This is a genomic window from Thalassovita autumnalis, from assembly GCF_001458255.1.
Taxonomy (GTDB): Bacteria; Pseudomonadota; Alphaproteobacteria; order Rhodobacterales; family Rhodobacteraceae; genus Thalassobius; species Thalassobius autumnalis.
The window spans coordinates 1-23,280 of the sequence record NZ_CYSB01000035.1 but is presented as its reverse complement, the minus strand read 5'-3'; the positions used below and the strand labels follow the sequence as shown (position 1 = coordinate 23,280).

20 protein-coding genes and 1 tRNA gene are annotated in these 23,280 nt (G+C 60.7%); 5 read left to right on the top strand and 16 right to left on the bottom strand.

Annotation, left to right across the window (positions count from 1 at the left end; translation table 11 throughout):
- Positions 1 to 51: 51 nt before the first annotated feature.
- Positions 52 to 1,410: an ABC transporter substrate-binding protein gene (locus tag TL5118_RS13135; protein WP_058245278.1), complete on the bottom strand. Its 1,359-nt coding sequence runs from the start codon at positions 1,408 to 1,410 to the stop codon at positions 52 to 54.
- A 271-nt stretch (positions 1,411 to 1,681) separates the two neighbouring features.
- Between TL5118_RS13135 and TL5118_RS13130 the strand changes: the two genes are divergently transcribed.
- Together TL5118_RS13130 and TL5118_RS13125 are read left to right on the top strand one after the other, a co-directional pair.
- Positions 1,682 to 2,707, top strand: a complete 1,026-nt coding sequence (locus TL5118_RS13130; RefSeq protein WP_058245279.1) for a LacI family DNA-binding transcriptional regulator — start codon at positions 1,682 to 1,684, stop codon at positions 2,705 to 2,707.
- Positions 2,708 to 2,862: 155 nt separating this feature from the next.
- The gene (locus tag TL5118_RS13125) at positions 2,863 to 3,837 is read left to right on the top strand and encodes a glucokinase (protein ID WP_058245280.1); all 975 of its coding nucleotides are present in this window, start codon (positions 2,863 to 2,865) and stop codon (positions 3,835 to 3,837) included.
- 82 nt (positions 3,838 to 3,919) lie between these two features.
- Here TL5118_RS13125 and TL5118_RS13120 read toward each other — a convergent pair whose 3' ends face one another.
- From TL5118_RS13120 to TL5118_RS13075, 10 genes are all read right to left on the bottom strand, one after another.
- Positions 3,920 to 4,171 carry a hypothetical protein gene (locus tag TL5118_RS13120; RefSeq protein ID WP_058245282.1) on the bottom strand — a complete coding sequence of 84 codons (252 nt, stop codon included), beginning with the start codon at positions 4,169 to 4,171 and terminating at the stop codon, positions 3,920 to 3,922.
- A gap of 142 nt (positions 4,172 to 4,313) precedes the next feature.
- Complete coding sequence (locus tag TL5118_RS13115) at positions 4,314 to 4,565, bottom strand: hypothetical protein (RefSeq protein ID WP_058245282.1); 252 nt, start codon at positions 4,563 to 4,565, stop codon at positions 4,314 to 4,316.
- 497 nt (positions 4,566 to 5,062) lie between these two features.
- Positions 5,063 to 5,983, bottom strand: coding sequence for a LysR family transcriptional regulator (locus TL5118_RS13110; protein WP_058245283.1), 921 nt, complete (start codon positions 5,981 to 5,983; stop codon positions 5,063 to 5,065).
- A 58-nt stretch (positions 5,984 to 6,041) separates the two neighbouring features.
- Positions 6,042 to 7,076 (bottom strand): ABC transporter ATP-binding protein, encoded by a 1,035-nt coding sequence (locus tag TL5118_RS13105; protein WP_207383452.1) that lies wholly within the window; start codon positions 7,074 to 7,076, stop codon positions 6,042 to 6,044.
- A complete protein-coding gene (locus TL5118_RS13100; protein ID WP_058245284.1) occupies positions 7,073 to 8,065 on the bottom strand; it encodes an ABC transporter ATP-binding protein in 993 nt (330 codons plus the stop codon). The genes TL5118_RS13105 and TL5118_RS13100 overlap by 4 nt, the downstream gene beginning before the upstream one ends.
- Before the next feature lie 2 nt (positions 8,066 to 8,067).
- Entirely contained in the window at positions 8,068 to 9,012 is a 945-nt protein-coding gene (locus tag TL5118_RS13095) for an ABC transporter permease (protein WP_058245285.1), read from the bottom strand.
- Positions 9,009 to 9,989, bottom strand: coding sequence for an ABC transporter permease (locus TL5118_RS13090; protein ID WP_058245286.1), 981 nt, complete (start codon positions 9,987 to 9,989; stop codon positions 9,009 to 9,011). Before TL5118_RS13090 ends, TL5118_RS13095 begins: the two co-directional genes overlap by 4 nt.
- Positions 9,990 to 10,025: 36 nt before the next feature.
- Positions 10,026 to 11,609, bottom strand: a complete 1,584-nt coding sequence (locus TL5118_RS13085) for an ABC transporter substrate-binding protein (protein WP_058245287.1) — start codon at positions 11,607 to 11,609, stop codon at positions 10,026 to 10,028.
- A gap of 234 nt (positions 11,610 to 11,843) precedes the next feature.
- Positions 11,844 to 13,988, bottom strand: a complete 2,145-nt coding sequence (locus TL5118_RS13080) for a 3-hydroxyacyl-CoA dehydrogenase NAD-binding domain-containing protein (RefSeq protein ID WP_058245288.1) — start codon at positions 13,986 to 13,988, stop codon at positions 11,844 to 11,846.
- A gap of 12 nt (positions 13,989 to 14,000) precedes the next feature.
- On the bottom strand, positions 14,001 to 15,206 hold the full coding sequence (locus TL5118_RS13075; RefSeq protein WP_058245289.1) for an acetyl-CoA C-acetyltransferase: 1,206 nt from the start codon (positions 15,204 to 15,206) through the stop codon (positions 14,001 to 14,003).
- A gap of 140 nt (positions 15,207 to 15,346) precedes the next feature.
- Here TL5118_RS13075 and TL5118_RS13070 point away from each other — a divergent pair, with 140 nt between their 5' ends.
- Together TL5118_RS13070 and TL5118_RS13065 are read left to right on the top strand one after the other, a co-directional pair.
- On the top strand, positions 15,347 to 16,393 hold the full coding sequence (locus TL5118_RS13070) for an AraC family transcriptional regulator (protein ID WP_058245290.1): 1,047 nt from the start codon (positions 15,347 to 15,349) through the stop codon (positions 16,391 to 16,393).
- A gap of 64 nt (positions 16,394 to 16,457) precedes the next feature.
- Entirely contained in the window at positions 16,458 to 17,615 is a 1,158-nt protein-coding gene (locus tag TL5118_RS13065; RefSeq protein WP_058245291.1) for an acyl-CoA dehydrogenase family protein, read from the top strand.
- Between the two features lie 123 nt (positions 17,616 to 17,738).
- Here the strand turns inward: TL5118_RS13065 and TL5118_RS13060 are convergent.
- The 3 genes from TL5118_RS13060 to TL5118_RS13050 all read right to left on the bottom strand — a co-directional run bounded on the left by TL5118_RS13060 (position 17,739) and on the right by TL5118_RS13050 (position 19,648).
- Positions 17,739 to 17,814 (bottom strand) — tRNA-Trp (locus TL5118_RS13060).
- Positions 17,815 to 17,961: 147 nt separating this feature from the next.
- Entirely contained in the window at positions 17,962 to 19,176 is a 1,215-nt protein-coding gene (locus tag TL5118_RS13055) for a hypothetical protein (RefSeq protein ID WP_058245292.1), read from the bottom strand.
- A gap of 91 nt (positions 19,177 to 19,267) precedes the next feature.
- Entirely contained in the window at positions 19,268 to 19,648 is a 381-nt protein-coding gene (locus TL5118_RS13050; protein WP_165590049.1) for an MAPEG family protein, read from the bottom strand.
- A 98-nt stretch (positions 19,649 to 19,746) separates the two neighbouring features.
- On the opposite strand from TL5118_RS13050, the gene TL5118_RS13045 reads away from it, so the two are divergent.
- Complete coding sequence (locus tag TL5118_RS13045; protein ID WP_165590048.1) at positions 19,747 to 20,520, top strand: helix-turn-helix domain-containing protein; 774 nt, start codon at positions 19,747 to 19,749, stop codon at positions 20,518 to 20,520.
- A 58-nt stretch (positions 20,521 to 20,578) separates the two neighbouring features.
- Here the strand turns inward: TL5118_RS13045 and TL5118_RS13040 are convergent, their stop codons facing one another.
- Both TL5118_RS13040 and TL5118_RS13035 read right to left on the bottom strand, forming a co-directional pair.
- Positions 20,579 to 22,543, bottom strand: coding sequence for a bifunctional 2',3'-cyclic-nucleotide 2'-phosphodiesterase/3'-nucleotidase (locus tag TL5118_RS13040; protein WP_058245295.1), 1,965 nt, complete (start codon positions 22,541 to 22,543; stop codon positions 20,579 to 20,581).
- Between the two features lie 98 nt (positions 22,544 to 22,641).
- Positions 22,642 to 23,079, bottom strand: a complete 438-nt coding sequence (locus tag TL5118_RS13035) for a hypothetical protein (protein WP_058245296.1) — start codon at positions 23,077 to 23,079, stop codon at positions 22,642 to 22,644.
- Between the last annotated feature and the right edge of the window lie 201 nt (positions 23,080 to 23,280).

Sequence of the window (23,280 nt, the reverse complement as noted above, 5' to 3'; positions counted from 1 at the left end):
GGCGACCCGGTCCATACGGCACCGGATCGCCCAGATTGTCAGTGAGGTCGCTTACTTCAGCGCGTCCCAGCTGGCCTGAATTTCCTTGGCCACATCTTCGGCGGATTTGCCGCCGGTGTAGTCCACCATCCCGGTCCAGAAGCTGCCAGCGCCCACGCCACCCGGCATCAGGTCAGAGCCGTCAAAGCGGAAGGTGGTTGCGCCCAGCAGGATCTCACCCAGACCACGCAGGGTGTCGTCCTTGTAGGCATCAACGGACGCACCATTGTGCGGGGTCAGGAAGCCGGTCTGTGCCATCATGATTTCATGCGCAATCGGCTGCTTCAGGAAGTCCATCAGCACGTTGGTTGCATCCGAGGGATCGGTGATCGCCATCAGCGTACCACCGCCCAGAACCGGGTTGCCCAGATCCTTATCCGCGTAGGACGGCATGTAGAAGAAATCGGTGTCTACACCGAACTCCACATCTTCGGGGAAGAAGGCCGGCACGAAGGACGCCTGACGGTGCATGTAGCACTGCGGCGGCGAGGAGAAGAGGCCTTTGGGGCTGTCGCGGAAGTCGGTTGAGGCCACAGCCCCGGCCCCGCCGGAGACTTTGGCGTCATCACGGGCGAACCAGCCGAACTCTTCAATGGCGGCGATCACACGCGGATCGTCAAAGGCCATTTGGTTGGTGGTCCAGGCGTCATAGACCTCAGGCGGCTGGGTGCGCAGCATCATGTCTTCGACCCAGTCGGTCGCCGGCCAGCCGGTGGCCGCGCCGGATCCCAGACCGATGCACCACGGCACTTCGCCGTCGGCCACGATCTGTTCGGTCAGTGCTTTCAGCTCTTCCATTGAGGTCGGCACGTCGTAGCCTGCGTCCTCAAAGTTTTCCGGGCTGTACCAGACCAGCGATTTGACGTTCACGTTGTAGAAGAAGCCGTACATCTGATCGGCGCCATTGGCATCTGCATAGGTGCCCAGATCCACCCAGGATTGACCGGCGGCATAGTTGGTGCGCACCCAATCGGCCATGTCATCCGCCAGCGGATACAGCTGCCCCTTGGAGGCCATGACAGCCGCCAGACCCGGCTGCGGGAACACGGCGACGTTGGGGGCTGATCCGGCCTCAGCATCAATCACGATCTGCTGCTCAAAACTGTCCGACCCGGTGTAGATCGCGTCAGCGCCAGTAGCGGCCTCAAAGTAAGCCAGCATGTTATTGAAGAAGCCATCTTCGGGCTGCAGCCAAGGGCCGGCAATGGTGACGGTCTGGCCGCTCAGGTCTGGCGCGCTTTCGGCCCAGGCGTTGTAGCTGTCCCAGCTGAACGGACCTTCGCCCGGCTTAAAGGCCAGATGACCATCTGCCGATGCCATACCTGCGCTGAGGGCGAGCGTTGCAACACCCGCGTAGAATGCATGTTTCATTTAGATATTCCTCCCATGTGATCCCCTGTCGGCGCTGCTGGGCCTCTACTGCCCGGGCCTGACACGGTGGTTCCGACTCGCCTTTCAAAGCGCTTTGGATGGCGTATTTGTAATGCTAAACAGGGTCGAACTGTCAACGGTAAATATGTTTGATCCCTAAAATTAAATGTAAACCCTTTACTGCGCTAAGGATTGCGGTGTGGGTCATGGCTTGACCAGAGCAAAAAATCTCTTCACATATAAAGAAAAATTGAAAGCGCTTTGAATGGCAATGAACCTGAAACAGCTGGCCGAGGAATTGGGCCTATCGCAGACCACGGTCAGCCGGGCCCTGAACGGCTACCCTGAGGTCAGCGAAGGCACCCGTCGGCGTGTTCAGGAGGCCGCAGAGCAGCACAATTACCGCCCCAATACGCGGGCGAAGGGTCTGGCAACCGGCCGGTCTATGATGATCGGCCATGTGATCCCAGCCTCCACCCAACATGAAATGGTGAACCCGGTGTTTGGGGATTTTGTTGCCGGCGCATCCATCGCCTGTGCCAATCGGGGCTATGACACGATGTTTACCCGGGTGGATGATGGCGATGAAGAAGCCGCCTACCGTAGCCTGATGGGCAAAGGATCCGTGGACGGGGTAATCCTGCAGGTCCCCAAGATCCACGACAGCCGGATTGCTCTGCTGAAGAGAATTGGCCTACCCTTTGCCGTGCATGGGCGGTCCAGCGATGTGACCGATAGCTATAATTGGGTTGATGTAAACAACACCAGCGCCTTCCGCCGGGCCACCGAGTTTCTGATCGATCTGGGCCACCGACGCATTGCCTTGATCAACGGTCTGGAAATCATGGACTTCGCCAAACGTCGCCGCGACGGCTACACCAGCGCATTGGAGGCCGCGGGGATCGCCGTGGATCCAAGCCTGATGAGCAGCGAAGAAATGACCGAGGTTTCGGGCCATCACCAGACCCGTGATTTGCTAGAGTCCGCGACGCCGCCGACGGCTATTCTGGTGGCCTCAATGATTTCAGCGCTCGGCGTGCGCCGCGCCATTGAGGAGGCCGGGTTGAAGATGGGCAAGGACATCTCGGTCATCACACATGACGATGATCTGTCCTATCTGAAAAACGGTCAGGACGTGCCGATTTTCACCGCAACACGCTCATCTGTCCGCAACGCAGGCAGTATTTTGGCTGAGATCCTGATCGACAGTATCGCGACGCCGCTCAGCCCGCCGCGCCACAAGCTGCTGGAGGCTGAATTGGTAGTGGGGCGTTCCACAGGACCGGCGCCCGCTTGACGCCCCACTCTGCACCGCAGAAAATCCGGCCAGAGGTGCATCCAATGCTAGCGCAAACATTCAGCACTGATTAGGATGCGCCGCGACACGTCAGGGCGAGTCGGCCCAGACCAACTGCGCCCCGACCGCGACCCGATCGGGAAAGGAAAGACCGGATGCCAGAGCACAGCCTCCTCGCTGCCGATATCGGCGGCACAAACGTACGCCTTGGGGCCTACCAGGGTGACAGGCTGATGGCGCGGGCCCAGTTTTCCACCAAACGTGACGGTGCCTTGCTGGACCTGATCAGCGGATTTGCCGCTGAGATGGACCTGCCGCCCGAAGTGGTGGTTGTGGCCGCCGCGGGTCCGGTTGCAGACAACCGGGTGGAACTGACCAACGCCAAGCAATCGCTTTGCGGGGCTGAACTGCGGGCCGCAACCGGGGCTGGCGAAGCGCAGATCATCAATGATTTCGCGGCCGCTGCCTGGGCATCGCTGTCCCCCGCCCCTGAGGATCTGGTCACCCTGCAAGGCGCCAGTACTCCGCCCGAAGGCACCCGCCTGGTGATCGGCCCCGGCACCGGCCTTGGAGTTGGCGCGTTGGCCCGGGTTGGCAACAGCTATGCCTCCGTCCCCGGCGAAGGTGGACACATCGGCATCAGCCCGCGCAGCCGCGCCGAGGTTGAGGTGTTTGAAGCCCTGAAACCCATCTGGCCCGAGATTTTCTACGGCGACGCCTTGGCGATTGAGGCCGAAGGCATGCTCAGCGGCACCGGCCTGCCCTACCTGTACCGGGCGGTGCAATCCGTGCGCGGTGGCGGAAGTGAAGCGCCTGATGCGGCTGAGATCATGCAGCGCGCCAAATCGGCAACGGATCCGGTCGCGGTTGAGGTGATTGCGATGTTCAAAAGCCACCTGGCGCAGGTGGCCGGGGACCTTTGCCTGGCCTTCGGCGCCGAGGGCGGCGTGTTCATTGTGGGCGGCGTGGCAATGAAAAACGCCTGGCTGTTTGATGAGGATTTCCTGCGCGCCTTCCGCGCGGGGGGCCGGTTCACCGAAGAACGCGCAAACCGCAGCCTCTATCTGCTCAACGTCGAAAACTTCGGCCTGTTGGGCGCCCAGACCTACGCAAAACAGCTGACAAAATAGAAAGCCGGCCCCGAAGGACCGGCTCATCTGGACGTCAGGGTCAGAGCTTGGGAGGAGAGAGCCCTGACCGATGGTCCGTGGCTTACAGGCCGCGTTCCAGTTCTTTCAGAACACCGGTCTGGATCGCTGCGAAAGATGCGTCGTCTTCGTCCAGGCTCTCGATCACATCGGCAGCTGCGGCGATGGCGTCTGCGTCAACCAGGGTCAGGTCGAAACCCGGGGCGTAGTGGCGCACCTGTGCGGCGTCGTAGCCCGAAACCTCAGCGGTCATGGCGGAAGCGGCACCGGTCAGAGCGATCAGGGCGGCGGCGGAAGCAGTTACGATACGTTTCATGTCTAAGTCTCCAATTGTCAGGGTCAGATCAGGGGAGCTGATCAAGTGCTGCCCTCATTTGGCAGCTTTGGGGGGAGGATCTGGGATCTCGGCGTCAGACGCTCCGATCCCTCCGGTCCTCGTGTGGGGTGAGGTCCGTGGCTTAGAGGCCGCGTTCCAGTTCTTTCAGAACACCGGTCTGGATCGCTGCGAAGGATGCGTCATCTTCGTCCAGGCTCTCGATCACGTCGGCAGCTGCGGCGATGGCGTCTGCGTCAACCAGGGTCAGGTCGAAACCCGGGGCGTAGTGGCGCACCTGTGCGGCGTCGTAGCCCGAAACCTCAGCGGTCATGGCAGAAGCAGCACCGGTCAGAGCGATCAGGGCGGCGGCGGAAGCAGTTACGATACGTTTCATTTTAGTCTCCTAAGTCAGTGTGGGGATCAATCAGGGAAGCTGATGATTTGTTTGTTTGGGGCGTCAGCTGCGTCGCTGACAAAACACCAGATAGGAGGGCAAATCCGCGGTTTAAACTCACGGAAGCGTCACGTGTGTTCACACAAATCTGTCTTGAAAACAGCGACGGAAATACAGACCGCTGTGTAGGGTTACACAGCCAATGTGCAGCGTTTACTTTCAAACACTTAGGGAATTTCACACGTCACAGATTGAGCCGTTTTATGTGAGCAAAACGCGGCATTTTTCGTGCCTCCAATCGCTACACAAAAATGTGTAACTCGCTTTTTGTCAGCAGCAGTCAGCACGGATAGCCAGAGGGGCTTATATGCGTGCATTGCGGCCCTATTTAGGAGGGTTCAGCGCAGGGGAACTGCGCAGAAATTCATCGTAAAAGTTGAATTGAAACCATCGGTCACTCGCATCTGGCCGCCAGCCATCCGGTGACGGCCGCGCGATCAGCTGGCGTGCACGGCGATATCGCGCATTTTGCCCCAGAGATGGCCCAGCGTCGGCTTCTGATTGTCGCGATCCCGGTAGAGCCGCACCTCAAGCGGGCTGGTGAAACTGTCATCCCCCACCACCTGCAGGCTGCCATCGGCCAATTCGTCTTTGCACAGCTCACGCGGCAGCCAGCCCATGCCGAAGCCTTCCATGATCATCGCCTTGACCGAGATCGCCAGCGCATTCTGATTGACCACCAGAACATTCGGCCGTTCGATCTGTTGATGCAGCATGTGATCCAGCACCGAGCGCAGCGCCGAGGCCGAACCATAGGACAGGAGAGACACCGGTTTGTTCTGCCCGCGCTTCAACTCATGCATCGGTCCATTGGGCCCCACCTTGGCCACCGGCAGCAGTTCATCCCGGTCCAAAGTGATGTAATCGCATTGGCTGACCTCCAGCGGGGCCAGGAAATCCATCGCCGGGTGCCAATAGGTCAGGATGACATCGCAATAGCGCTGCTGCAGCGCGGTGACGAACTGATCAGCCGCCCATGAGGTTGAGTTCAGATCGATGTCCAGCCCGCCCGCCTGCACCAAGGGTGCGATGTGCTTCTTATAATGGGTCATGTAGATCGACTGCGAGGTGGCAAACCGGATGACGTTTTCCCCCGCAGCATCGATCACCTGACAGCGTTCCAGCGTTTCATGATAGGTGCGCAGCATCAGCCGCGCCTGGCTGAGGAACACCTCACCCGCGGGGGTCAGCGACAGGGGCAGGGTCTGGCGATTGATCAGCTTGACGCCCACCTCATCCTCAAGCGCGCGGATCCGGCGGGAAAAGGCCGGCTGGCTGACGTTGCGCTCCTCAGCTGCGCGCGAGAAGTTCTTCTGCGCCACCAGAGCCTCAAAATCTTTGAGCCAAAGAATATCCAATCCGGGGTCCGTCCTACCTGGGTCTATGGTCGTCTAAAATTGCGCTCTGCTCTGTCACTCAATCCACCCGCCCCTCTTCAACAGCGTGACAGGCCACAAGGCTGCCATCGCGCTGCTGCTGCGGGCGCGGTTTTTCAACCCTACACCGCTGATCGGCATATGCACAGCGTGTTTCAAAGGGGCAGCCCTTTGGTAAAGTGATGGGTGTCGGGATTTCCCCTTTCAGGCGGATGTGGTCCGGCATGCCGTCCCGCATCTGTGGCACCGCAGAGAGCAGCGCGCGGGTGTAGGGGTGTTTGGGGGCCGCAAAGAGCGTGGCCGTGTCGGCCAATTCGCAGACCGTCCCAAGATAGAGCACAGCCACACGGGTGCCGAAATGCTGCACAACACTCAGGTCATGGGTGATGAAGAGGTAGGTGAGCCCCCGCGCAACCTTGGCCTCCAGCATCAGGTTCAGCACCTGCGCCTGGATCGAGACATCCAGCGCCGCCAGTGGTTCATCCGCGATGATAAACTCGGGATCCACGGTCAGCGCACGGGCGATGGCAATACGCTGACGCTGGCCGCCGGAAAACTCATGCGGATAGCGATCGCGCCATGAGGGATCGACCCCCACCGCCTGCATCACCTCCAGCACTTTGGCGCGCACATCAACCGGCGCCAGATCGGGGTTGTGGTAGCGCACCGGTTCCTCAAGCGCCTGCGCGATGGTCATGCGTGGGTTGAGTGAGGCATAGGGGTTTTGAAAGATCATCTGCATCCGGCGCCGCAAGGGGGCCAGATCGCGGCGGCTTTGATTATCAATGCGCGCGCCGGCGTAACGCACCTCCCCCGCGGAGGGGGCCAGCAGCCCCGCCACCAACCGGGCCACGGTGGACTTGCCGCAGCCGGTTTCGCCAACAACGCACAGGGCCTCCCCCCGATTGACGGTCAGCGAGACATTGTTGACGGCATGCACCTCACGGCGGTCCATGCGCAGGCGCCCGTCGCGAAAGCGCAGCCGCTCCAGCAGACTTTGATCGAGGGCAAAGCGTTTTTCCACGCCGCGCAACTCCAGCAGTGGGGGTTCGGGCGCTGTCATCGTGTCTTTCATCGCCCTTCCTCCAGCAAGAGGTCGCTGTGCAGACGGTTCACCTCATGGCAAGCGACCTCACTGCTGCCCTGCTGCATGATCTGCGGCAGCAGGCGGCGACATTCGGCCAGCGCGAAGGCACAGCGCGGGCTGAACGGGCAGCCGGGGGGAATATCCGTCAGAACCGGCATGGCACCGGGGATCTGTTTCAGCATCTGCCCCGGCAGGGTCTGCTGCGGCAGGGCGTTGATCAGCCCTTGGGTATAGGGGTGCTGCGGGTCATTGATGATTTCACGGGTTTTGCCTGCCTCCACAATGCGGCCGGCATACATCACCAGGGTGCGTTCGGTCAGCTGGCTGACCACGCCAAGGTCATGGGTGATCAGGATCAGCCCCACCTTATTGGCCTGACAGAGCTTCAGCAGCAGCTCCATGATGTCAGCCTGGATGGTCACATCCAATGCGGTTGTCGGCTCATCCGCGATAATCAAGTCAGGATCCAGCAATAGTGCCATAGCGATGATAATGCGCTGCCGCATACCGCCGGACAGCTCATGAGGATATTGCTTCAACCGCAACTCCGGCGCTGCGATCTGCACCTCGCGCAGTTTGGTCAGGGCGATTTCCTGTGCGTCGCGCCGGGACAGTTTGCGGTGGGCGCGCAGGGTCTCCACCATCTGCTGGCCAATGGTCAGCACCGGGTTCAGGGTGACCATCGGATCCTGAAACACCATCGCGATGCGGTTGCCGCGGATCTGGCGCATCTGCGCCTCAGGCGCTTGGGTGATGTCGGTGCCGTCAAATTGGATCGTGCCGCTGTCGATGTAGCCCGGTGCGCTGAGCAGCTTCATCAGCGCAAAGCCGGTGATTGATTTGCCCGCCCCGGATTCGCCAACGATGCCCAGCCGCTCGCCACGGGCCAGATCAAAACTGATCTGATGCAGCGCCGTCACCGTCTGGCTGCGCATGGCAAATTTCACCGTGAGATCGCGAACGGACAACAGGGACATCGCTACACCTTATAAAGCCGCGGGTTCAGCGCGTCGCGCAGCCAATCCCCCAGCAGGTTGATCACCAGAACCAGAACCACCAGAACCCCGCCGGGCAGCGCAGTGATCCACCAGCTGCCGGCAAAGATATAGTCAAACCCCGAGGCAATCAGCGCCCCAAGCGAGGGCTGGCTGGCCGGCAGCCCCAGCCCAAGGAAGCTGAGCGAGGCCTCAGCGATGATGGCATTGCCCACCTGCACGGTGGAGATCACAAAGATCGGCGACATTGCATTGGGCAGGATGTGGCGCAGCATGATGCGCAGCGGGCCAAAGCCCAGCACCCGCGCGCTGTCGACATATTCCTTCTGCCGCTCGGCCAGAACCGTGGCCCGCAGGGTGCGCGCATATTGCGGCCACTCAGCCAGTCCGATCACAGCGATAACCGCCACCACAGCATAGCGGTCAAAAACCGCCGCGCCCCACATGGCATGTGTCACCGCCAGCACCACAATCGCCAGCATCAGGGTCGAAAAACTCAGCTGAATATCTGCAAGCCGCATCAGGAGGCTATCCACCCGCCCGCCCAAGTATCCAGCAGCCAGGCCAATCGCGATGCCCAGCGTCGCCTGCAGCGCAACCGCCGCCAGCCCGATCATGAGCGACAGCCGGGTGCCATAAAGGATCGCCGACCACATATCGCGGCCCTGATCGTCACTGCCCAAGACAAACTGCGGTTCTGCCCCGGGGATCCAGAACGGCGGCAGGTCCGAGTTCATGATATCGATCTGGGTGGGGTCATAGGGGTCAAAGGGCGCGATCACCGGCGCCAGCAGGGCCAGCACCACGATCACGGAAAACACCAGCAAGGCCACCAGCGCCACCGGATTGCCACGCAGGCTATCGCCCAGCGGTGAGGCCCAGAACCGGGCCCAGCGCGACGGTGGCGGGGTGATCAGCAGGTTGCTCATGCGCCCATCCTCGCCAGTTTGACGGTTGGATTGACCAGCGCGTAGATCAGATCAACAAGGGTGTTGGTCAGCACAAAGATCAGCCCCACCACAATCAGGTAGGCCACAATCAGGGGCGTATCCGCGCGGTTTACAGCCTCAAGGAACATGAAGCCCATGCCGGGCCACTGAAACACCGTTTCGGTCAGGATCGTATAGGCCACCATCGTTCCGATCTGCACACCGCCCAGCGTGATCACCGGCATCAGAGTGTTCTTCAGCGCATGTACATAATAGATACGCAGCGGGTGCAGCCCCTTGGCGCGGGCATATTTCACATAGTCACTTTGTAGGACTTCCAGCATCTCAGCCCGGATCAGCCGGATGAACATCGGCAACATGATCGCGGCCAGCGCCACCGAGGGCAGCAGGATATGTGACAGCCCATCAAGGCTGGCGAAGTTCGTTTCCCAATAGCCCCAGACCGGCACCGCATCGCCCCGCCCAAAGGCAGGCAACCAGCCATAGCCCACCGAAAAGACCGAGATCATCAGGATGGCGGTCAGAAACACCGGGGTCGAAATGCCCAGCACCGATAGCCCCATGATCACCCGGCTGAGGATCGCATGGGGCCGAATGGCAGTGTAGACGCCCAGCGGCACCGACAGCAGCACGATGATCACCGTTGCGGCAAAGACCAGTTCCAGCGTGGCGGGCAGCTTCTTCAGGATCACCTGCAGCGCCGGTTCGTCAAAGAACAGGCTGGTGCCCAGATCGCCCTGCATCACACGGCCCAGAAACCTGACGTATTGCGCCCAATAGGGATCGTCCAATCCAAGATCCTGACGCAGCTGTTGCTGCGCGTCCTGACCCAGCGACTGGCCCACAAGATCGCGCAAAGGATCACCCAGATGACTCTGGATCGCAAACCCAAGGGCGGAGATGACCAGCATCACCGCAATCCCTTGGACCAGCCGTTTGACCAGATAGGCGATCATCGTTTCAACACGCCCCTTTATTGTTCAGGCACAGGGTCATTCATTCACCACCAGATCCCCGAAATAGGGGAAGTTCAGCGCGTTCACGATGGCCTCGGCCCCGATCCCCTGACCGGCGCCCCATGCAAGGTTCTGCCAATGCAGCGGGATATAGGCCGCATCGTGATAGAGGATGCCTTCGAGCTGTTGCAGCATCTCGGCCCGTTTCGCACTGTCCGTTTCCGCCGCGGCGGCCTGCAGTAGGGCATCAGCCTCCTCGCTGCAATAGTGCCCGCCATTATACTGCCCATACCCCGTCTCAGCATTGGGGCAGGCGGTCAGGAACTGGTGGAAGTTGGCCGAATCCTCAGTATCGGAATGCCAGCCGATCATCATCATATCGGCCGCGCGGGCATCATAAAGCGGCCAGTATTGCGCCTTGGGGAAGGTTTGCAGATCCACATTGATGTTGATCTTGGCCAGCATTGCCGCAACCGCGCGGGCAATCTTGTCATCATTTATGTAGCGATTGTTTGGCGCCATCATGGTGATTGTGAACCCGTCGGCATAGCCGGCCTCGGCCATCAGGGCCTTGGCTTTGACCAGATCAAACCGCGCCTTCAGATTGGGATCATGGCCCGGGTAGCCCTGTGGACTGGCCTGCGCCGCAACGGTGGCAAAGCCCCGCATGATCCGATCCACGATGCCTGCGTTGTTCACCGCATAATCGATGGCCCGGCGCACCCGGACATCGCGAAAGGCCGGCACCCGGTTCTGATCCATCTGGAAGGAAATGATACGGGTGCCCGGCGTGGTGATCAATTTGGTGCGCGGGCTTTGATCCACCCGCGGCAGGGAATTGGGCGGCACCGGGAAGATGAAATCCACGTCCCCCGCCAACAGCGCCGCCACCCGTGTGGCATCCTCTTTGATCGGGGTCAGGCGGATCTGATCTACATTCCCCGGCGAAGCCTGATCCCAGTGATCCGCAAACCGCTGGAAGGTGACCTTGACCCCCTGTTCCCGCGCGGTGACCACAAAGGGGCCGGTGCCCGACACATGGCGTGAGGCAAAGCTGTGGCCATGTTTGACCAGTTGGGCCTTATCCTGCCCCTTCTCGGTCAGGCCGCTGTAAAAGGCGCGGTCCATCGGGAAGATGTAGGTCGCATTGTGCAGGACCAGCGGATAGGGCTCCGCCGTGATCAGATCGAGGGTCAGCTCATCCCTAACCTCAACCCCAACAAAAGGGGCAAAGACCCCTTTGAAATCCGGGCTGGTCTGCAGCCGCTCAAACGTCCAGGCCACATCAGCGGCGGTCAGCGGATTGCCGGAATGAAACCGCACGCCCTCGCGCAGATAGAACCGGGTGGTGGTGGCATCGATCTGTTCCCAGCGTTCGGCAAGCCGCGGCTCAAACTGCAGATCCTGCGTCCAGCGCACCAATGGGTCAAACAGCAGATGCGACATCTGCAAGGTGCCACCTGAAAGTTGCTCATGCGGGTCGAGTGAGACCGGATCGGCATCCAGCGCCACCCGCAGCGTCACCTCCGCCGAAGCATTGCCGCCAAACGCCAGACAGAGGGCCGCAATCGGGCCAAGGCCCCGTATCCCTATCCTGCTGCCTAGCGTTGCCAGTTGCATCTGTGTCTCCTCCCGCTGGCGCGCGCCCTCCCCATGGCCCGCACCCCGAACAGACTAATGGCACAGTAGGGGCGCAAACCAATGCTGATTTCAAATCACCCATGCGTTCCTGGAATAGAGGGGTTTTCCGGTTACAGATCATTGCCTTGCCGCCGCCTCAAGCGCGAAACGCCCCCGACCTGATGGGCCGGGGGCGCTGTCTTTGCCAATGATCTGCCTGTCGAATCGCGCCGCTTAGCGGAACGGCCGCCCGTCGGCCGCGTGATCGCGCAGGATCTGGGGTGGGGCGAACCGGGGACCGTAGGCGGCGGCAAGCTCTTCGCAGCGCGCCACAAACCGGTCGAGGCCATAGGTGTTTACATATTGGATGTAGCCGCCAGTGTGGACCGGGGCGCCAATTCCCATGATGGAGCCGATATTGCCATCAGCGACCGACCGCAGCACGCCCTCCTCCAGACAGCGCAGGCTTTCCAGCACAGGGCGGAACAGGATGCGGTCCTGAATATCGCGGTCACTGATCGTGGCCTCCGGATCGCGCCAGTGCTGCAGGCCCTCCCAGATCACTTTGGCGCCATCGGCGTAGTCATAAAACCCCTTGCCCGTCGCGCGGCCTACACGGTCATGATCGTCCAGCATTGCGGCCAGCATATCGCGCGCTTTGGGGTTCTGTTCCTCCGCCGGATCCAGAAGGCCCATGCCGACCTGCGTACGGTAGATATCGGTAACCAGCTTGATCTGCACCTCATCCAACAGGCTGAGCATCCCTGTTGGCATCCCTGTCAACCGGGACAGGTTATCGACGCGAATGGGATCATGCCCTTCGGCCACCAGTTCCACCGCTTCGATGATCTTGGTGCCAATGGTGCGTGAGGTGTAAAAGCCCGTTTTATCCCCCACAATAATCGGTGTCTTGCGGATCTGCTGAGCAAAATCAAAGGCCCTTGCCAAGGTTTCATCCGAGGTGTCCTGCCCCGCAATGATTTCCAGCAGAGGCATTTTATCGACGGGGGAGAAGAAATGCAGGCCAACGAAATTGGCGCGGTTCGCAGCCTTGCTGGCCAGACGGGTGATCGGCAGTGTGGAAGTGTTTGAGCCCCAAACGCCCCCCTCACCCAGCAGTGCCTCACACTCAGCCAGCACCTGATCCTTGACCTCAATCTTTTCAAACACGGCCTCAATGATCATGTCACAGCCGCGCAAGGCTTCAGTTTCGGCAACCGGGATGATGCGGGCCAGAACGGCAGCTGCCTCCGCCTCAGTCATCCGGCCGCGTTTCACCCGTTTGGTCAGCAGCGCCTCGGTGTAGGCTTTGCCGCGCTCTGCGGCATCTTGCGTCATGTCGCGCAAGACAACCTCAATCCCCGCCATCGCCGCGGAATAAGCAATGCCCTGCCCCATCATGCCCGCGCCCAAAATCCCCAGCCGCTGTACCTTGCTGCGCGGCACGTCCTTGGGCCGGCTGGCCCCGCCTTTGACCTGATTGAGGCCAAAGAAGAAGGTGGAGATCATGTTCTTCGCCTCAGGCGAAATCACCAGCGAGACGAAACGGCGGGTCTCATAACGCAGCGCAGTGTCGAAATCCAATTTGCCACCTGCCTCAACCATAATGTCGAGGATCTTTTTCGGGGCGGGCAACAGCCCTTTGGTTTTCTGAAACAGCATCGCCGCAGCGCCAGCAATACGCGGTGCCATTTTGGGGCTGTTGGACCCACCACCGGGAATGCGGTGCCCCTTCTGATCCCAAGGTTGGGTGGCCGCATCAGCATCGCCCTGCACCGACAGGATCCAGTCCCGGGCGCGGGTCAGCAGATCCTCGGGCGCGACAACCTCATGGATCAACCCAGCCTTCAGCGCCGCCTCGGGCGCCAATTGCTTGCCCTCCATCACAAAGGGCATGGCCGGCTCCAGACCCAGCAGATGCACCAGACGCACCACGCCGCCCGCCCCGGGCAGGAGGCCAAGCGTGACCTCTGGCAGGCCGATTTTGGTCTTGGGGTTGGATGCGGCAATGCGGTGGTTGCAAACCAGGCACAGCTCAAACCCGCCGCCCAGCGCCGCCCCGTTGATGGCGGCCACCACCGGCACCGGCAGTTTCTCCAGCCGCCGCATATCGGCCTTCATATCCTCAACCTCGGCAAACAGCATCTCCGCCTGATCCGGGGTGATGGCCAGCAGGCGTTTCAGATCGCCACCAGCAAAAAACGTGTCTTTGGCTGAGGTCAAGATCACCCCTGTCAGGCCCTCTTCGGCCTCCAGCCGGTCGACCATCTGTTTGAAGATCGGGCCGAATTCGGCGTTCATCGAATTAACGGGGCCCTCCATATCCATGGTGACCGTCACGATGCCTGCGGCATCTTTGCTATAGGAAAACTCTTTCATCACGCGGCCCCCTTACACACGCTCAATCAGGGTCGAAATGCCCATGCCGCCACCGATACACAGCGAAATCATCGCCCGTTTGGCCTGCCGCCGTTCCAACTCATCCAACACGGTCGAGACCAACATGCCCCCTGTCGCCCCCAAGGGGTGGCCCATGGCAATTGCGCCGCCGTTCACATTGGTGATCTCATGCGATATGCCCAGATCCTTCATGTAACGCATCGCGACCGAGGCGAAGGCTTCGTTAATTTCCCAAAGGTCGATATCGGCCACGGTCAGCCCTGCCTTGGCCAGGCATTTCTGTGCTGCAGGACCGGGGCCGGCCAGCATGATCACAGGATCGCTGGCGATCACCGTGGTGGCCACAATCCGACCGCGCGGGGTCAGCCCCAGATCACGGCCCGCCCGTTCAGACCCCACCATGACCGCTGCCGCCCCATCCACAATCCCAGAGGAGTTGCCGGGCGTGTGCACATGGTTGATCTCACTGACCTGCGGGTATTTGGCCAAAGCCATGTCGTCAAACCCGTAAGCCCCCATCTGCGCAAAGCTGGGGTTCAGCGCACCAAGCTTCTGCATGTCGGTGCCGGGCTTGATGAAATCATCGCGCTTCTGAATGGTGATGCCGTTTTCATCGCGCACCGGAACCACAGATCCGTCAAACCAACCGCTGTCGCGCGCGTGGGCGGCGCGGCGTTGGCTTTCCACAGCAAAGGCATCAACGTCTTCACGGCTATAGCCATCCAAAGTGGCAATCAGGTCAGCGCCAATGCCCTGCGGTGCTGAATTGTTGTCGATGACAAAATCCGGATCAAAAAACATCGGCCCGCCGGAGGATCCAATGGGCACGCGGCTCATCGCTTCCAGCCCGCCGGCCACCACCAGATCCTGCTGGCCCGAACCCACCTTGGCCGCCGCCATATTCACCGCCTCAAGCCCCGAGCCACAGAAGCGGTCCAGCTGCACACCCGGCACAGCCTCATCCCAGCCCGCAGACATCACCGCTGCTTTGGCGATACAGCTGCCCTGATCCATCAGGGGGGCCACACAGCCCAGCATCACATCCTCAACCTTGGCCGTGTCGAGGTCATGACGCTGTTGCAGCTCCTCCAGCAGGCCAGCGGCCAGCCGCACGGGCTTCACCTCATTCAAGGTGCCCCCGGCCTTACCTTTGGACCGCGGGGTCCGGATGGCGTCATAGATATAGGCGGCTGTCATGGTGGGCTCCTCCTTTGACACGCGGATCTCAGATCACGGGGATCTGCAAAACAGTGGACATTTCGGCGGCAAGGTGACAATCACAAAACCAAACAAAAAACAGACAAAACTTTACAACACGCCAGACAACGCTGCTGACCATGCCCGCCCTGCCCTCGATCCCCAATGCCCTGACGGCCAACCTGCTGAGCGGGGCCCGGGCCGCCGGGATCAGCCTTGAGCCGGTGTTGCAGCGGGCCGGGCTGGTGCCGCAGCCGGACAGCCTGACCATAGCAGATTTTGTGCAGCTGATGCGGGCGGTCACGCTCACGATGGATGACGAATACGCGGGGCAGGTCCTACGCCCCCAGCGTATTGGCACCTTTGCGATCACCGCCGCGCATATGTCACACGGTGCCACCCTGCGCGACGCGTTGGAACGCTTTGCCGCCTTTACCAATATGCTGGACAACAGTTTCCACGTAACCTTGCGCCGCGGGGCTGAAACCACGCGGCTGCATCTGGAGCGTACAGACCCCGCCTATCCGATCACCGAGTTGGGGGCGGAAATGGTGCTGGTGCTGCCGCATCGACTGCTGGCCTGGATGGGGGGCGGCTGGCTGCCCCTCCGCGAAGCCTGGTTTGACTATCCCCGCCCCACTCACCACGCGATCTACGGCCAACTGTTTCCAAAGGCGCGGTTGAGTTTCCAACGGGCCAGCTGTGGCTATGCGATCCCCAGCGCCGCGCTGGATGCCCCCGTCATCCGCAGTGAAAAACAGGCCGCCGATTGGGCCCGCCGCACGCCGCTGGATGCATTTTTGCCAGTCAGCCTTGAGGATGGTCTGCCGCTGCGGGTGGCGCAACGCATTGCACATGCGATTGAGGCGGGGCAGCCGCTGCCCTCCATGCAGGCGATCGCGGATGCTTTGCAGCTGCCCGTGCACACCCTGCGCCGCCGCCTGAAACGTGAGGGCCGCGATGTGCCGGAAATCCGCCGCGCGGTGCGGCGCGATCATGCGCTGCGGCTGCTGGGTGAAGGGGATCTGCGCATCGATGCCATTGCGCTGCGGCTGGGTTATTCTGAAACCAGCGCCTTCGTCCGTGCGTTCAAAGACTGGACCGGCGTCACCCCCCGCGCCTACCGGCAATCCGGCGAACCGATCCCGGCCGCAACGTCATTTCGCGGCGAAGTTGACAAAAGCTGACATCGCCCACTAGCCCTAAGGCCAAGCAAGCCGCGCCGCTGCGCGCGCAGGGAGAGGACAGATCATGACGCTATTTTCGCCATCCGCCGCCTGGGTTCAGGACGAACACAAGATGTTCGCCGACAGCTGCGCCCGTTTCTTTGACGATGAAATGGTGCCCCGGCTGGAGGCCTGGGTTGATCAGGGTGTGGTCGACCGCGAATTTTGGAACAAGGCCGGTGAGGCTGGCATCATGGCCGGCGCCATCCCTGAGGATCTGGGCGGCGTGGGCGGCGGCATCAGCTTTGATGCGGTGACCGTTTATGAACAGGCCCGCAAAGGGGACATCGGCTGGGGCTACGGCATTCAGTCAATCGTCATGCACTACATCAACGCCTATGGCACCGATGCGCAGAAACAGCGCTGGCTGCCAAAGCTGGTCTCGGGTGAGATGGTGGGCGCGATTGCGATGACCGAACCGGGCACCGGATCGGACCTGCAATCGGTGCGCACCTCGGCCACCAAAGAGGGCAACGGTTATACCATCAACGGCTCAAAGATCTTCATCACCAACGGCCAGAGCGCGGACCTGATCATTGTGGTTGCCAAGACCGACAAGGACGCGGGCGCCAAAGGTGTATCGCTGATCGTCGTGGAACCGGCCGAAGTCGAAGGATTCAGCCGTGGCCGCAACCTCAAGAAAATGGGCATGAAGGGCAACGACACCTCTGAGCTGTTCTTTGAGAACGTCAAGGTGCCTGCCGACAATCTGATCGGCCCGGAGGAAGGCCAGGGGTTTTATCAGCTGATGAAACAGCTGCCCTGGGAAAGGTTGATGATCGCTGTGATGGCGCTGGGGGCGATTGACTTCGCCATTGATGAAACCCTGCGCTACGTCAAGGAACGCAAGGCCTTTGGCAAACGGGTGATGGATTTCCAGAACACCCGTTTCAAACTGGCCGAATGCAAAACCAAGGCCGAGGTGCTGCGCAGTTTCGTCAATGACTGTATCGCCCGTCTGGATGAGGGCACGCTGGATGCCGCCACCGCCTCAATGGCGAAATACTGGGGCTCTGAGGTGCAAAATGAGATCATGCACGAATGCCTGCAGCTGCACGGTGGCTATGGCTACATGATGGAATACCCCATCGCCCGCCTCTATGCCGATGCCCGGGTACAGATGATCTACGGCGGCACCAATGAGATCATGAAAGAGCTGATCGCGCGCTCTTTGGACGACTGATCTACCAGCAGACCCAACAAAGAAAGGCCGCCGATTACGGGGGCCTTTTTTACGTGCGATCGCTCAAGACAACAAAAATTCCGGCGCGCAATACGCGTCAAAAGCCGTGACATTTGTGGAAAATGGCAGGGGCACCAGGGCTCGAACCCGGGACCTACGGTTTTGGAGACCGTCGCTCTACCAACTGAGCTATACCCCTACGGTGAGCGATTGAGTATGCCAGCGCGGGCCGGAGATCAAGGGGATTTTTCACCAGACCGAAAGGAAAACCCACGGGGTGAGCAGCCCCCCGCGGGTTCGGTTCTTATCGGTGCGATTTTGTCGCCTATCGGGGCGAATGCACCCGTTATTTTGCCGGGCGCAGCCGGTCAAACGGATCCACAGCCTGTGACTTGCGGCCAAACAGCCGTGCGAGGCCCTGCCCCAGCATCCGCTGCAGTGTGAAGATGCCGATCCAAATCAGAATCACCGGTGACATCATGACGGCCACGAACATGGCACCGGGCACAAATTCCGACAGAATGCCCAAGCCAAACAGCGCGGCGATGACCAGATAGATCAGCTTCTTCGGGGCTCGGGCTGCGCCCGGCTTGGGCTGTTCACTGGCATATTGGAAACCCTGATAGGCCTCAGACCGGCTGCGCGGCGGTGTGATATGCGGCTGGGTGACCTCTGCCTGCTGCGGGGCCTGCATTTCAGGGCGCAGCTCAGGGCGCAGGTCAGACTGCTGCGGCTGTTGGCGACGACGCGCGGTGCGGCGGCCCAGTTTTGCATCCGGCGTGGCAATGGGTGAGTTGGCAAAAAGATCCGCTGCGGCGCCTTCAACCGGGGTGGTTTTCGCCAGCTGGCGACGGCGCAGCACCAGCTTGATCAAGCCAAAGACCGCAATGGCTGCCGCGATCTGCCAGCCGATCAACCGCACATCATCCGGGGTGTTGGCGCGGGTTAGCCCGGCCTCCCGTCCCTGCCAGAACGGTTTAAGGAAAATGAACTCTGGCCCGGCCTTCACACCCAGTTCTTCCATCGACCCATAGACCAGTTTGGAAAACCCATCAGTGCGCGACGCCTTGCCGTTGATGCTGAGGCCCAGCGGCAGGCTGCGCAGCGCGCTATGTTCCGGCGTTCCGTCACCCACTGCCAGCTCAGACAGGTTAAACGCTGAAAGCTGCCACAGAAGATCGGCGTAGGCCTCTTCCTCCGCCGGGGTCATAATGATGGCGGCGCGGACCGTTTTGGTGTCAGCACCATCCTGCGGGCCATACATCAGATACATGAAGCGGCGGGATTTGGTGACACCATTGGTCTTTTTCACCAGCTCATAAGACTGTTCGAAATTGACCCAGCCGCTGACATTCACTTCGCCAACGTCACTGCGGTCGGCGTCGCGGTCAAAACTGTTCAGATCCACCAGCGGCGGCGCCGGCTGGGCCAGCGCGGCGGTATGACGCTGCTGCAGGTCCTGTTCTTCCTTGTAGAAGAACTCCGTAGCCCCGACGACAAGGGCTGCCAAAATCAAAAAACCCCACCAGGGCATGCGAAGAAGGGCGACAATCGCGTTCATGACTTAATTCCTACTGCTCAATAAAATTGAGGGTAGGTTGGCAGGCTGACGTGGCGGAAATGGGGCGGGCGTGGGGCGCCCGCCTGACGGTTCAGATCAGGGCAACGCCCATGATCAGCATGCCGACCCAGCCGACCGTGAACATGGCAGAGCGCCAGAAAAACACCCCGCGCAGGTACAGTGGCAGGTAAAACAGCCGGGCCAGAACAAAGATCATCGCGCCCATGGTGGCCAGTGCCATATCCGCGCTAGGCACCACAAAGGCCAGGATCCCAAGCGCCATGAACGGGGCATAGTTTTCCTCAAAATTACGGCTGGCGCGGTTGGCGCGGCCGTGCAGAGCGTTAACCTCGGGATCCTCATCGCGGGTGCCAAGATAGCCGCCGATCCCAATGCCTGAGATCAGAAAGAGCGACGGCAGATACGCCGTCAGCAGGTACAAAACGGTGCCAAGTAGCAGCCAGGTGAGCATGGTCATCTCCTCGTGATTTGCCTTTGTCACAGGGCTATGGCAGCCAAGGAATTGGCTCAATTCCCTTGCAGGGAATAACAATGCGGCAGGAGGAACAGATGAACACTTTTGGCACAGCGCTTAAAACCATGCGGGCCGAATTGGGCCTGTCGCAGCTGGATCTGGCGGCAGAGATCGGAACAACCCAGCGTCATGTCTCTTTCCTTGAGACCGGGCGATCCCAGCCCAGCGGGGACTTTGTCGGCAGGCTGGCCACCGGGCTGGAGCTGTCGCTGACACAGCGGGCGGCGCTGTTTGATGCGGTGGCCGGGCGCAACCCCTACCGGCGGGCGGATTTCGATGCCGATCAGGTCAAGGCGGTTCTGGACATGCTGGAAAGCCGCGCCCTCAGACACTGGCCGTTTCCGGGCTACGTGATGGATCACAACTGGACGATCCTGCGCGCCAATGCGCCCGGCTGGGCCATGCTGGAAGGTTTCGGCGGCGGGAACCAGGCGCTGTCGATGTATGAGGTGTTCCTGTCGGATGCCTTTTTCGCCCGGGTGCAGAACTGGGAGGAGATCGCCATGGTGTTTTACTTCCGCATGCAGGCCGCAGCAGCGCGATCCACATCGGTGGCGAGACTGTTTGAACAGGCCCGTGCTGCCGGGCGCTTTGCCGGCGTCGCCGAGCGGCTGACCGGTGGGGCTGAGGTGCCGCCCTACATTCCGGCAGTGCTGTCCGGGCCAGAAGGGGTGCAGCTGCAGATGTCGAGCCTTGTTGGCCAGCTGGCCTCCACCCATGAGGCGGCGATCGAGGGGCTGGAAGTGGAGCTGATGATCCCTGTCGATGAGGCCACCGAGGCCTGCCTGCTGGACGCCTACGGACGGTAGCATCGAATGCAAAAAGGGCCGCCGAAAGGGCAGCCCTCTCTGAAAGTTCGATCCCGCCTTAGAGCGCGATTTTGAAGCGGGCGAAGCCGTCGGGGCCTTCGCCTGCCGGGGTGATCTCCATCCCCGAAACGCTATCAGCATAGCCCGCCGCCTTGGGACCGGTGTCAAACAGCACCGAGGTGCCGGGCATCGGGGCAAAACGCCAGTTGGCATCGGCGGAGGGGCTGATGGTGCCCTGTTCAACGATGTAGCGCACGATGACGTCGCGGTTGGTGTCCGGCGCTTCCAGAATGATCGTGTCACCCTTGGCGCCCGGGAAGCTGCCGCCACCGCTGGCACGGTAGTTGTTGGTGGCGATGACGAACTGCTGATCCATATCCAGCGGCTGGCCCTGATAGGTCAGGTTCACGATCCGGTTGGCCGAAGCATCCAGCAGGTTGCCCTTGGGATCAAACTTGGACGGCTGGCTGAGGTCGATCTGATATTCCACCCCATCGATCACATCGAAGTTGTAGCTGGGGAAGGACCGGTTCAGCAGCACCTGATCGCCGCCACCGGGGGTGATCTGGTTGAAGATACCGGCGGAGCGTTCCAGCCAGTCCTTGACCTGCTGGCCGGAGACCAGAACCGCACGGGCGGTGTTGGGGTAAAGATAGAGGTCAGCAACGTTTTTGATCGCCACATCCCCTGCGGCCACGTCGGTGTAATACTCCGGTCCGCCGCGCCCCCCGGCCTTGAACGGTGCGGCGGCTGACAGGATCGGCAGGCCCGCGTATTCGGAGCCTTTCAGCATTTCCTCAACATACCATTTCTGCGCGATCGAGACGATCTGCACCGAAGGGTCATCCGCCACGAGGGCAAAGTAGCTGTGCAGCGGCGCATCGGTTTTACCAACTGCACGGCGCACATAGGCCAGGGTCTCTTCGTGGTCTTTGCGCACCGAATTCAGCACGTTTTCATCATCGCCGACCAATGCAGTGATGGACCGGTCCTCATTGCGTTTCGAGATCGGGCGTGCCTCAGACGCCGAGGTCACAACGCGCCATTCGCCGCCTTCTTGTTCCAGCATCAGGTCAATCACACCCAGATGGCTGCCCCAGAATCCGCCCATTGCGGCCGGTTTGCCGTGGATGGTGCCCTTTTCAACGTCCACTGCGGCGTAGTCCTTGTAGGTCGGCGAGGGGAAGACAAGGTGGCTGTGGCCGGTCATCACCGCATCCACACCGTCGATCCCTGCCAGCGGAACCGAGGCGTTTTCCATCCCGTCAGCGGCATCGGCAGAGCCGATCCCCGAGTGCGACAGGGCGATGATGATATCGGCACCGGCCTCTTTCATTTCCGGCACATAGGCCTCAGCACTGGCGACGATATCACGGGCGACTACGTTGCCCTCCAGATGGCGGCGGTCCCAGTTCATGATCTGCGGCGGGGTGAAACCGATGATACCGACCTTGATCATATGTTTGTTGCCAGCACCGTCGGTGATTTCACGATCCAACAGCGCATAGGGTTTGAACAGGGTTTCATCGTCGCGGATGTTGCCGGCCGCGTTTTTGGCAACGTTGGCCAGCACGATCGGGAACTTGGCGCCAGCGGCGGATTTCATCAGGAAGTCGAGGCCGTAGTTGAATTCGTGGTTGCCCACGGTGGCCGCGTCATAGCCAAGCGCGTTCATCGCGGTGATCACCGGATGGCTGTCGCCTTCTTTCATACCGCGCTCATAGGCGATGTAATCGCCCATCGGGTTGCCCTGCAGGAAGTCGCCATTGTCCACCAGCATGGAGTTGGTCGCCTCAGCCCGGATATCGCCCACAATCGAGGCGGCGCGGCTGAGGCCCACCGTGTCGCGCGGCTTGTCGGCATAGTAGTCATAGGGGAAGACGTGAACGTGCAGGTCCGTTGTCTCCATGATGCGCAGATGCGCCTGATTCGTTGCCGCACGGGCCGAAAACGGATGCAGCGCGATCAGACCAGCACCGGCAGACGCGCCCAGAAAACCACGACGTGACAATTGGATAGGCATAGATTAATCTCCCTGAAAATGAATCGTTCATTCGAATTGATCGGATGACGATAACAGGGAAATGACCAATCGGTAAAATTGCTGTGCCGCAGGTGGGCTCACCCCTCGGGATACACCCCACCGCCCACGGCCATATCCGGCGTGCCTGCAAAGTCAGCGCGGAAGAAATCATGTTCTTTCAGCATGTCCAGTAGCGCTGGGTCTAAGGCTGCAATCTGCTCTTCGGTCTTCACCCGCGTCAGCTGCAGGCAGGCCAATTCGCGGCTGGCCGGCGTCCAGTCATATTCATCAACCAGATCCCCACGCCGAAGGGCCTGTTTCATCAGAACCGCATCCAGTTGGGCGTCCGCTGCAGCCAGATGCGCGCGGGCTATGGCTTTGTCAGGGGCAATCACCGCTTCGAAGATCCGGAACACTTCACCGGACCGGGTGTTTTGCATCCGCCGCTCCGCCACCCACCAGTGTTGAGCGGGCAGGATGTCAGGAAGCGGGGTGCCCTCCGGAGGGCGGGAAATGAGACGTTTGAGGATGTTCATCAGGGTCCTTTCACTGCCGCTGACCTTATAGCGGCGAAACCCACCTGCCAAATCTCTGATTAGGCAAGAAGCTTCGCTCGTTCGCTAGGCGCCCGATGCAAAAAGGGCGCCCCTTGGGACGCCCTTCTCGTAGATCAAATCGTCGAGATTACTCGATGATTTTGGAAACAACACCGGAACCAACGGTGCGGCCGCCTTCAC